The 11,503-nt window shown below is 64.2% G+C and carries 9 protein-coding genes; 1 reads left to right on the top strand and 8 read right to left on the bottom strand.

Features of this window, described 5'->3' with window-relative positions; translation table 11 throughout:
• Positions 1 to 239 precede the first annotated feature (239 nt).
• Complete coding sequence (locus IT371_09915; GenBank protein ID MCC6747963.1) at positions 240 to 890, top strand: hypothetical protein; 651 nt, start codon at positions 240 to 242, stop codon at positions 888 to 890.
• Positions 891 to 905: 15 nt separating this feature from the next.
• On the opposite strand, the gene IT371_09910 is transcribed toward IT371_09915, so the two are convergent.
• From IT371_09910 to narH, 8 genes are all read right to left on the bottom strand, one after another.
• Complete coding sequence (locus tag IT371_09910) at positions 906 to 3,065, bottom strand: response regulator (GenBank protein MCC6747962.1); 2,160 nt, start codon at positions 3,063 to 3,065, stop codon at positions 906 to 908.
• Positions 3,062 to 4,819 carry a hypothetical protein gene (locus IT371_09905; GenBank protein ID MCC6747961.1) on the bottom strand — a complete coding sequence of 586 codons (1,758 nt, stop codon included), beginning with the start codon at positions 4,817 to 4,819 and terminating at the stop codon, positions 3,062 to 3,064. The genes IT371_09910 and IT371_09905 overlap by 4 nt, the downstream gene beginning before the upstream one ends.
• Before the next feature lie 270 nt (positions 4,820 to 5,089).
• Positions 5,090 to 6,118, bottom strand: a complete 1,029-nt coding sequence (locus IT371_09900) for a tellurite resistance/C4-dicarboxylate transporter family protein (GenBank protein MCC6747960.1) — start codon at positions 6,116 to 6,118, stop codon at positions 5,090 to 5,092.
• A gap of 58 nt (positions 6,119 to 6,176) precedes the next feature.
• Positions 6,177 to 7,844, bottom strand: coding sequence for a NarK/NasA family nitrate transporter (locus IT371_09895; GenBank protein MCC6747959.1), 1,668 nt, complete (start codon positions 7,842 to 7,844; stop codon positions 6,177 to 6,179).
• A complete protein-coding gene (locus IT371_09890; GenBank protein ID MCC6747958.1) occupies positions 7,841 to 8,503 on the bottom strand; it encodes a hemerythrin domain-containing protein in 663 nt (220 codons plus the stop codon). Before IT371_09890 ends, IT371_09895 begins: the two co-directional genes overlap by 4 nt.
• A 16-nt stretch (positions 8,504 to 8,519) precedes the next feature.
• Entirely contained in the window at positions 8,520 to 9,248 is a 729-nt protein-coding gene (gene narI, locus IT371_09885; protein ID MCC6747957.1) for a respiratory nitrate reductase subunit gamma, read from the bottom strand.
• The gene (locus tag IT371_09880; protein ID MCC6747956.1) at positions 9,245 to 9,940 is read right to left on the bottom strand and encodes a hypothetical protein; all 696 of its coding nucleotides are present in this window, start codon (positions 9,938 to 9,940) and stop codon (positions 9,245 to 9,247) included. The genes narI and IT371_09880 overlap by 4 nt, the downstream gene beginning before the upstream one ends.
• Position 9,941: 1 nt before the next feature.
• Positions 9,942 to 11,492 (bottom strand): nitrate reductase subunit beta, encoded by a 1,551-nt coding sequence (gene narH, locus IT371_09875; GenBank protein MCC6747955.1) that lies wholly within the window; start codon positions 11,490 to 11,492, stop codon positions 9,942 to 9,944.
• Positions 11,493 to 11,503 lie beyond the last annotated feature (11 nt).

The following is an 11,503-nucleotide window of genomic DNA, read 5'->3' as shown; positions in this document are numbered from 1 at the left end:
CTCGAGCCGATCGGATGGACATCCCCAGCGGAGTATGAGAAGGCCTACTATCTGAGTCACAGCACCTCCGAGAAGGCCGCGTGACTCACCCAACCGGGTCTCCGGAGAACCCGGGGCGGTTCATAATGCCGTGCGACACCGATCTAGGGTGGAGCGCCCCCTCATATTGCGGCCAGGGCAAGTGCGGCAAGTGTCTGAACTGCGCCGGTGGCAATCCGCCGCCGCCTCCGCCCTCCAGCATGACCCCGCTGATCCACTGCGACAGCTCCTCCTCCGGATCGTGCGTCGACGGTACTTCGGGGACGATCCAGATCAAGCGCAAGGCCGTCGGGAGCACCCAGACGTATTATCTGCAGCACAACGACACGAAGATCGGCAACTGCCCGCTGCTCGCGCTGACGTACACCGACAGCGATAGCCTGACCACCGTGCCACATTACGATTGGCACGTGCTGGAAGTGGGATCTTCCACCTCCCTCGGACCGGCCACGACCGGTCCCGTGCTGCAGGTTTGGCGCTACAAGCTCGTGTGGGCGGTCTACGGCAAGGACGGCCCGTGCAGCGCGACGCCGGTTCTCGGCTGCACCGACACGGCGAGCTGCGCGAAGTACGTCGGGGCGCCCGGAGCGATGGGACCGATCGCGCCACCGCCCGACCGAGAGGTCTTTCTCTACAACAAGCCGTGGTGGGACAACTCCAAGTGGCGCGGAGAGGCATACCTGGTCAATCTGAAGGTCAATTGCGCGGTGCAGAGCACGATCACGACCTACGACCCGACGGCCGGCGCTTCCGCTTCTTCCACCACGCTCGGCCAGGGCATCAGCTTCCAGAGCTACGGTGCGCCCGAGGTGCGCCAGGTGATCAAGAGCGCCAGCTTCTCGACGCCCTAAGGAACCGCGACTACGTCACGAGCTCTCGTGGACCGAGCCAAGCAGGCGGCGGCGAAATACCTGGAGATCGGGTGACGGGGCAGCGTCCATCTCCTCCTTCAGGCGCCGCTGATAGTCGTCGTAGGTCGTCATCGCTTCGCCCGGCCGCCCAAGCTGGGTGAGCAACTCCATCTGTGCCAACACCAGGTCGTCTCTGAACGGTGAGGAACGCAACGCTCGCCGCAGACACGTCAGCGCTTCCTCCTTGCGGCCGGCCTTCGCATAGAGCTGCGTCAGACGCTCGACCACCTTGACATACCACTCTCTGAGGTCCTCCCGTTCCGCCGCGCACCACTCGGCAAATGGGTCGTCCTCGAACAAGTCGCCACGGTAGAGCTCCAGTGCCTCCTCGAGGTCGGCCTCCTGCCCAGGACTGGATCGAAGCCCCCGAGTCGCCAGCTGTCGGAAGCGGGCCACATCGATCTCGACCGGGGCATTCAGGTCGAAATAGTAGAAGTCTCCTCGATTGCGGACATACAGCCACTCGCGCTCCGTCCGGCGAGGCTCAATCACCGACCGCAGATCGTGCACGACCCCGTGTAGCCGATTTGCGCCGGTCTCTGGCGCCACGCCAGGCCACAGTTGCTCGAGCAGCACTTCGCGATGGACAGGTGCGCCCCTCTTCATTGCGAGCAACTTGAGCAACAGCAAAGCCTTGCTGCGCGTGAAGGCATCCGCCGCGATCGGTTGTCCTCGCAGATACACCGCAAACGGTCCGAGGCAACGCAGTTCGAGCTCTGCGCGACTTGCGAGACTGACACCACCGCTGTCGCGCGCCTGATCGGCCCCCAAACCTCCGCGTTGGGATTGAAGTCTGATCGCCGCCTGGTGCGCCATCGTCAGTAGCGGAACGAGCTGCCCGGTCGCGCCCGCCGTTCCTTCTCGCCCGAAGTCGAGAACGACGATGCCGTAGAGGAAGCTACCTGCGACGAGTGGGAGACAGCAGGGACTCGCAGCGCGTCGCGGGAGTCCGCGCCGGCAGGATTCCGGCCATTGGCGACGACCCGGGTTCGCGACGAAGCCGTGCGCTGCCAAGACGGAGGGGCAGGTCGCCCAGGAACCCGCCTCGGCTTGTCCACAGACCAGCGACGCAGGGCCGGTGGACACGACGCGATCTGGACGGCCGGTGCGTGGGTCGATCAACGCCAGCGTGCCGCAGCGGGCTCCTGCGACCTGTCTGAACGACTCGAGGAGCACGCGCAGTGGCTGTCGGCTCGGGTCGTCGAGGTTCCCACAAACCTCGTCTACCGTCTGCCGCAGCGCCGCGAGTCCGGCACGTACCGAGTTGCTAATGGGGATCGCCGCGTGCTCCAGCAAGTCGAGCACGCGGTCGACCGGGAAGTCGCTGCGCCGAGACATCAGATGGATCGAGCCCAGAGGCGCGCGTACATCCGGCAGAGGAGCGGCGACCAATGAGCGGATCCCCGCATCGGTGACAACTCGCCGGACATACCGGGGGTCGTCTGCGAGTCCGCCCTTCGTGCACAAAGGCTTGCCCGTCGCTACGACGATGCCTGGGTAACCGATGCCCATGGTGAAGCGATCTCGGTCGACCATCGCGGCCCCGTCCGGTCCAGCCCACGCGCAGAGAATTGGATCCCGTCCTTCGGCCTCGCACAGGAAGATCTCGCCGTCGTCCGCTCCCGTGGCGCGCAGTAGCACGTCTAGGGCGCTCCTCAGGCTGGGCAGCAGGTCCTCGGGACGAGAAACCGCACCGGCGACTTCACCCACGACGGCAGCGAGGTCAAACCCACCAGAAGCGATTCCCGCCGCCAGAGTGCGCCGAACGACGTCCACGAGCGCATCGTTGTCGAAGGGCTTGGTCAGATAGTCACCAGCACCGAGCTTCATCGCCCCGACGGCCGAATCAACCGTTCCATAAGCTGTGAGCAGGACCACCTTCGTCCGCGGCCAACGTGAGCGGATACTCGTGAGCAGATCCACTCCGCTCATGCCAGGCATTCGAATGTCGCTCAATACGAGGTCATACTCTCGCGCCTCGAGAAAAGTTAGCGCGCGTTTCGCAGAGTATGCGACGTGTACCTCCGCGCTCAGCTCGGCCTCTCCGAGCAGCATAGCGATCCCATTCGCCATGTCGCGGTTGTCATCTACGACCAAGATGCGCGCGCCCGTCATGCGTCACGCTCCGCCACCCGCCCGTCCGCTCGCCGAGGCGCAGGAGCCGGCGAAAGCTCGGCTCCCGTCGTCCGATCCGGAAGCACGATGCGGAAGAGCGATCCGGTACCGACGACGCCTTGGACCTCAATCCGGCCGTCGTGGCTCTTGACGATATTCTCGGCGACGGACAGTCCCAGGCCCGTATCCGTCGCCTTGATGGTGAAGAAGGCCGGGGGGGCCTGCTCGACCTCGCCAGACGTGATAGCCGCGCCTGTGTCGCGCACTTCGATGGTATGCGCTGTCGCTTCCCCGTCCTGCGTTTCGTAGGCGCCGATCGAGATCTCCGCGCGCGCGCTACCAGCCTCGATGACGTTCATTACCAGCTCGAGAACCGCTTGGTGCAACATGCCTGCATCGGCCTCTGCCCAGATTGGCACGTCGCTGGCGTGGCTGCCACTCGAGAGCCGCACGCCAGCATGCGCCGCGAGCGGTCGCACCGAATCGATTGCGTCGCGACAAAGTTGGCGTAGGTCTACTCGGCAGCGTACTGGCTTCGGCGCGCGCGCCAGGTTCAGCAGCGTGCAGACGACCTCACGGCATCCCTCCGCACTTCGGCGAATCGTCTCGACGTGGCGGAAGATGGGGTTCTCCCGTGACAACTTCGCTAACGCGTGCTGGCTGTACAGGGAAACTACTCCGATGAGATTGTTGATCTCGTGGGCAACCGTGGCGGCGAGCTTGCCGACCTCACTCATGCGCTCCTCGTGCATGTGGTGCTTCTCCCTCGCCAAGCGGTCGGTAACGTCGCGGACGACCATCACCAGCCCCAGCGTCTCGCCGGGCGCGCTCTGCACCGGCGAGCGGGTCGCTTCGAACGTGCGACCAGCACGCTCGAAGGTGGCGCAGTCCAAGCGCCCCTCGATCTCGTGAGGGAGCACACCGGCTAGCTGGAGAGCGGCCAGTGCGCCGCGCGTGTCCCAGAGCTCTTGGGCGCGTCGGTTGGTGAAGAGCAGCTCTCCCGTCGGACCCAGGAGGATCACTGCTTCATCCATGCAGTCGATCATCGCCTGCAGCCTGGTGCGTTCTGCCTCGACCTGCGCGCGTGTGTTCGCCAGTTGTTGTCTTTCGGCGGTGAGCTCATCGACGGTGGCCGACAGTAGCCGTTGACCCAGCCGTAGCCTCGCGGTCGAAAAGCGCGTGACCAGCGAGGTCGCGACCAGCGCGAGGATCAGGCCACCCAGGAGCCCGAGAGCCCGTAAGTCCAAGGTGCGGCCGGTGCAGTGCTCTCCGGCCCGCCGCAAACAATGGTGCTCGACGAGCCCAGTGCCCTCCGCCAGAACGGTTGCTGCGACCAAGGCGACGGTGAGGCCCAAGACGCCCGACGCGGCGCGGGCAGAGAGCACGATGTTGGCGTTGACGATGTGAAGCACGAAGAGCGGCAGGAACGGGTTTTCGATCCCTCCTCCGAAGTGCACGAGAATCGCGAGGGCTACGCAGTCGACAGCGATTTGTCCTGCGATGCGCGTGAACCAGGACCCGGTCGGACGCGGTCCCAGAAGGGCCAGCAGCGTGTTATACGCAAGCAGCCCTACTACCGTCGCCCAGAGCTTGGGGGCCGAGCCCATCGGGAGCGTCTGAAGCACGGGCCCGGCAAACACGAGCAGCAGCGCGACGCCGACGGCGGTGACCCAACGGAGTCGAACGAGCCACCAGAACACCGCGTCGCCCCGCTCTGGATCAGAACCCTCCATCGCTGGCCAGCTTTGAAACATCGCCTCACACCTGACCCCAACGTGCCCCTTTGCATAAGCTGCCGAGAATCGCAGGCTAATCGGTCCGTTGTTGAGCTACCCTCTCGACGGATCGGCCACGGCTGTCGAGGAGCCGGCCGTTCGCCGCGCCGCGACGTGCGTGACGACCGTGCATCGGACCCTCCTCGGTGGACGGGGGACGCAGGTCGACCGCCGGAAGAATCGCGAGCAAACGGCCGAGCTCACCCATAGCGGAGGCCGTGGCGTGAGGTTCGCGCTCGAACCGGATGTTCATGCACCCGACCCCGCACACGTCGACCCTGAGCGCAGCCCGCGCACGACGCTGTGGAACCACCCGCCCATTGTAATCGTCCAGGCTCCTAGCGCGACCCAGACCATCGATCGTGCCACGAGCACGAGCGGCGGAAACTCCGCCGCGAGAGACAGTCGGTACGACGCGAGGCTGTACATGCCGAGTGGGAAGACGAGGCTCCAGTACATCGGATGATAGGTGAGTGGCACCTTGTGTACGACATGTTTCCAGATTCCGACGATGACAAAAAGCGGGATCCACCACGTACCCCAGGCCCAGAGCACCAGCGTGGTTCCCTCGACGAACGGCCGGAGGGTGGACAGGAACGGCACGATGGGTGCACACAGAATCAGCGCCGAGCCTGCGTTTGCACTGATCGCCGCGGCGCCCATGACGACCCAGAAGAGCGGCATCGCCTCCTCCGGTCCGACGCGAAGGAAAAAGATGCGGTTGCTGAAAAGGGTGACGAATACGCCGTACAGCGCGACCCCGATGCCCCAGAGCGCGTGCACGGCGACGAAGGTGAGCGCGGCGAAGCTACCGAAACTGGGTGCGAGCAGCGTACCGAGCAGAACGAGCGACTGGGTGCCCACGATGGCGATGAGCCACCCCCCGTGCACGACGCCGGCGCCGCGGCCGTCGTTGGTGAAGATGAGAACCGCGAAGCTGAAGTAAGAGAGCAGGACCCATAGCCCCAGCGCGATGAACCAGAGCGCAGTCGCGATTCCGTAGTAGCCGCGCAGGAGGAGCTGGATGCCGAGCACGTTGGTCCCCGCGACGATCGTGAAGAAGGAGAAGACGAGGCGCGGGTCGAGTAGGTCTCGCCAGAGCAGCGTACGATAACGCAAGGCGCGTGCGGTCGTGGCGACGACGAGCGCGGGGTGCGCGACCAGGTTGACCGCTAGCAGGAGCGCGGAAAGCGTTAGGTGGTCCAGGAAGAAAAATGAGTTCGAGATGATGCCCGTGGCCATGATCAATGCGAAGTGGCCGGGGTAGAGGCCGCTCACCGCGCCGTCGAGCGCTCTCGCGAGGCGGGTCGGGAGCGCAGGCTCTCGGACGCCGCTCTCAGCCACGGGGCACTTTTCCGCTGCTCGCTCCCGCGTCCTTGCAGGCGAGGCCGTCGAGCGCGTCGAGCACGCGGTGGATGCGACAGTCCTTGGATTGCGACTCGACGTGCACAATGGCGACGTCCGCCCTCACGCCGTGTGCGAGACACACAATCTCGCGTTGATCCGTTGTGGCGTCCACAGGCATCCCCTCGAAGCGCCGGGCCAGGTGCGGTGCCGCACGATCCATCATCTGGCGAACGACCCGGTGCATCCACGCGAGACACACGAGGCTCAGCGCACCGAGGAACAGCCAACACGTGATCCAGAGTCCGGTGGCGCCCAGCAGATAGCCAAAGATGACCGGTCCGACGAAGCCGCCGAGCCCTCCGATCATCCCGACGAAGCCGCCGACGAGTCCCACCTCGTTGGGAAAATACTGCGGAATATACCGGAACGTCGCCGCCATGCCGAAGCCCATCAGTAAGCCGACGAGGAGCAGGATCCCGGTGAAGATCCATATGTTGGCCTGGAAGTGGATGTGGGTAATGCCCTTGGCCAGGAGCTGCTTCTTGGTCACGTGGTCTCCCGGGGCGACCACCGGTGTCTGCCAGAAGTTCTGACGGGGCCAGACGAGCACGCCTGCGCGCTCGAGCATCTGCGATGGTTCGGGGTGAATCGAGTACGATACGCTGGATACGACGATTCGCGTCTTGTGCGTCTCCTCGACCTTCCCAGCGGTCTCGGCAAAGACGCCCTGGCCAGGCACGAAGAGATCCAACCGGGGCACCGACAGCAGCGCAAAGCCGACCACGCAGCCGGTGAGCACGTAGTACATGATGCGGCGCGCGCCGAGGCGATCGGAGAGCCAGCCGCCCGCCGCGCGCGTCAGGTTGGACGGAAAGGAGAAGACGGCGGCGAGCAGGCCAGCCGTCGCCAGCGGTAGCGCGTACAGGTTGAGATAGTACGCAATGAGCCACTGCGACAGCGCGACGAATCCTCCGAACACAAGGAAGTAGTAGAGACCGAAACGCCATACGCGAACGACGCGCAGCGGCGCAAGGGCCTGGCGCATCGTGCGTGGCTGCCCTACGGCCGGCAGGCGTGTTTCGGTGAAGAGCCAGAATATCACCGCGGTCACGGCGAGCGCCGCAGCGTAGAGGCGCGGCATGATGCGCCACGCTTCCGCGTTCGCCCCGTTGTGCGTCAGCCACATCAGGAGTGAGGGCGCGACGAGGTTGGTCACGGCCGCGCCCGCGTTCCCGGCCCCGAAGATTCCGAGCGCCGTTCCCTGCTTCTCCTTGGGAAACCATAGCGAGGTGTAGGCAACGCCAACCGAGAAGGAGGTGCCGGCGAGACCGAAACACAACCCGCCGACAAGGAACCCCCAAAACCCAGAGGCGAAGCTGGTCAGAAACGCGCCGACCGCGGAGGTCAGCATCACGACGACGAAGACGATGCGGCCACCATAGCGATCAGCGAGCATCCCCACGGGGAGTCGGAGGATGGCGCCGGTCAGCACCGGCGCGCCGATCAGCCATCCCATCTCGGAACGGCCGAAGGTGAATACGTGCTGGTCAACGAGGAACGTGACGAGCACCCCGCCCATCATCCATACGGCAAAGCACACCGCAAACGAGAACGTATTGATCGCAAGGATCCGGTGCGCTTTCGAGCGGTCCGTCATCGTGCGATTCTGTCGCCCTGCCCCGGCAGGATTTGGTCGAGCTCATCGGTGGACAGCAGCCGCTGCGCCGCCGCGAACACGACGTTGTCCTCGCGAAACATGTGCAGCTTCAGCGCATCCACCAGACACTTCGCGTGCCTCAGCGCGGCGTCGCGAACTACCAGCGCCGAGCTTGCGTCGGGCAAATGCGGTGCGATCTTGAGAAAGTTCGTGATGACCGCCGAGAGCCGGATGACCTGCAGATGGTCGTCCTTCATGATGTCTACGGCGGTCGTGGCGACGGGCCCCTTGCCGTGTTCGCCTTCCTCGAGCAGCCGGGCGTTGAGCAAGGGGAAGAGGCTCTCCTCCTCCTGCCGGCTATGCGGGACGAAAGTGCGTTCGAGTCCGTCGAGAAAGCCGAGCAATTCGCCGTGCACGTGCTTGGTGAAGCCGGCTTTCGGAACGGACTGGAGGACCGCTTCGAACGCTGTGAGCTCCGTGGACAGCAGGGAGTGCTCCTCGCACAACTGCTGGAGAAACGGATGCATGTCCAAGACAGAGACGCGCTCGAGGCCCGGCGGAGAAAAGGCCTCCGGTGGATCCATCGGGGACAACCCACCGCTGCCCATCCCCACCTGGGGTTGCCTAGTCAGCGGGTCCTCGTGATCCACGGCGCCCATCTCCGCGCTCCTTGCGTCAGTTGTTCTTGGGCCGCGTCCTGGTCCACGGGGTGGCGGGATCGCGTATCGCCTTGCGGTCCCAGTTCCACATCACGCGCTGATACGGACGCCCGAGGTAGTGAAGAGGTGCGACCAAGATGTGAACCAATCGAGTGAACGGAAAGATCGCCACGATCGTCCACGCGCCGACGATGTGAAGCTTGATCACCAGAGGCATGGCGCTCACTGCCACGATGTTCGGGTCAAACGCGAACAGCGACCTCAGGTAGGGCGTGAGATCTGCGGCGAACCAGGACGAGCCCCAGCGGTAGCCAATGGCGATCCACAGGCCGAGCACGACCTGAGCGAGCAGGAGCAGCTCGAGGGCGACGTCCATCCGGGTCGTCACCATCCGCACGCGCCGGTTGGTCAGCCTTCTGACCAAGAGGCCAAGCAGGCCGGCGAGAATGCACAGGCCGAAGGTGAACGCGGTGACGTGCAGCACGATCAGGCGGAGCGGGTTGCTGTTCCATAACAAGATCCCGCGCGGAATGAGGAACGCTGTCAGATGCCCGAAAAAGACCACGAGTATCCCGACGTGGAAGGGCATCGTCCCCCAGAACAGCGCCTTCGTCTCGAGGAACTGAGACGAGAGGGAAGAGACCTTGAATCCCTTGTTGCGGTAGCGCTGTATGGTGCCGACGAAGAAGAGGAGCAGCGCCGCATAAGGAAGTCCCACAAACAGGAAGACGTTCGGTAGATTCATGGCGTACCTCCTGGGGCGCTGGTGCAGCCGTCACAGTCCTCGATCCCGAGCTCGGTGCTGACGGCCTTGGCGAAGCTCGACTCCTGCTCGCGTGGCAAGGTGGTCTTGAGCGAGAAGTCTTGGCGGAGTACTTCGAAGATCGCCTCGAGAAGGTGACGATAGGCGACGCGCGTCTCCCCCGCTGCGGCCTCGATGAGGGTCTTGTGGTGTTTCTTGTAGAGCGCCTCCTTCTTCGCGAGCCGCGTTGGATCGAACTCGCGGATCATCTCCTCCAGGGCAGGCCCGAGCAGCACGCGAACGAGTTCCTCCCGCAGGGACGCGTCGATCAGCTTCGGAAGAAGGCGAAGCACGTTGGTCAGGTGGTCGGCGAGCTCCGTGCCGCAGTCGTTCCCCACCCGCGTGTGCTCGCTGCTCAGGTTGGCGAGCAGCGCTCCCCGCTTGTAGTCTTCGCCGAACAGCGTGTAGCCGATGTCGAGGGACGTGATGGGCTGTACGTCGAAGGTCCTCGTGTGCAGCTCCCGGAGGGCCAAAAGGTCGTCGGCGGGCAAGAGTTGCAGGAAGTGCTCGAGCTTCTGCGCTGCCCGCGGGTAGGACTCCGAGAGCGCGACAACCGCGTGCGCCACTTCCGCTCGGAGCTCGGGCCCAGGGTATGCGACCAGCCTCGACAACAGGTCGTAATGCGTCGTAGACATGTCACATCCCTCGCTCCGGCTTCTCGCGAAATCCGAAGCCGGTGGAGCCCTTCACGTCGCCAGTGAACTCCAGCATCTCCATCGCTTGCTCGCGGTGCGCCGGCGGGATGACGAAGCGATCGTTGAACTTCGCGAGCGCCGTGAGATAGAAGATGCCTTCGGCCGAGTCCGGGGTGAGCCCCGTCTCCTTGAGCGCCTTCTTCGCCTTCTCCTCGGACAGATCACCCACGGTCTTCCACCTGCGATACATTCGAACGGCCATCAGCTTCTTGAGACGAAGCGCGATCGCCGCCGTATCCCCCGCGCTGAACAGGCTCGCGAGGTACTTCAGCGGGAAGCGCGCCTGCTCGATCGTCCCCCAGAGCTCCTCGGTGCTGGTGTCGTAGAGCCAATTGTCCGTCCAGGTCTTTGCGATGGCGTTCAGCTTCTCCTTCTGAGCGCCGTCCGACTGGGATACGGACGCCATCACGGGCAGGAGCGGCGGCACGTAGAAGAGCATCGGCAGCGTCCTGAACTCCGGATGGAGAGGAAGCGCCATGCCCCACTGCTTGACGAACTTGTAGGTCGGCGAGTCCTGAGCCGACTTGATCGTGGAGTCTGGGATGCCGTTGGCCTTCGCCGCAGCGATCACGGCATCGTCGAATGGATCCATCAGAATATCGAGCTGGCGAGCGACGAGATCCTTCTCATCTGCCGACGCCGCGGCCTCGATGCGATCCGCGTCGTAGAGCATGACCCCGATGTAGCGGATGCGGCCCACACAGGAGTGCATACAAGCGGGCGCGTAGCCTGCCTCCATCCGTGGGAAGCACAGAATGCATTTCTCGGATTTTCCAGTGTGCCAGTTATAGTACGACTTCTTGTAGGGGCAGGCCGTCACGCACATTCGCCAGGCGCGGCACACCTTCTGGTTGATGAGGACGATTCCGTCTTCGCCGCGCTTGTAGATGGCGCCCGACGGGCAGGACGCGACACAGCCTGGATTCAGGCAATGGTTGCAGATCCGGGGCAGGTAGAAGAACGCCATGCGCTCGAGCTGGAACATCGCCTCGCGCTCGGCAGGCGTGAGCTTCTCCAGGTTAGGATCATTGCGGGCGTAGTCGGGCGTGCCGCTGAGATCGTCGTCCCAGTTCGGTCCCATCTTGACGTCCATCGGCTCGCCGGTGATGAGCGAGACGGGCCGCGCCGTCGGTTGGTCATCTCCCGGAGGCGCCTCGATCAGGTTCAGGTAGTCGTAGGTGAACGGCTCATAGTAGTCCTCGACGGACGGCAGGTGGGGATTGTGGAAGATGTTGAGAAGCCCCTTCCGCTTTCCCGCACCCTTGAGGTGAATGCGACCGGCGGCGTCCCGACCCCAACCTCCCTTGTAGATTTCCTGATTCTCCCACTTGCTCGGGTAGCCGGTGCCGGGCTTCGTCTCGACGTTGTTCCACCACTGGTACTCGGCGCCTTTTCGATCGGTCCAGATGTTCTTGCAGGCGACTGAACAGGTGTGGCAGCCGATGCACTTGTCCAGATGAAAGACCATGGAGACTTGGGCTCTGATATCCATCTCTGTGTCCC

It is taken from the genome of Deltaproteobacteria bacterium (assembly GCA_020848905.1).
Lineage (GTDB): Bacteria > Myxococcota_A > Polyangia.
This window is presented reverse-complemented; position numbering and strand designations above follow the sequence as displayed.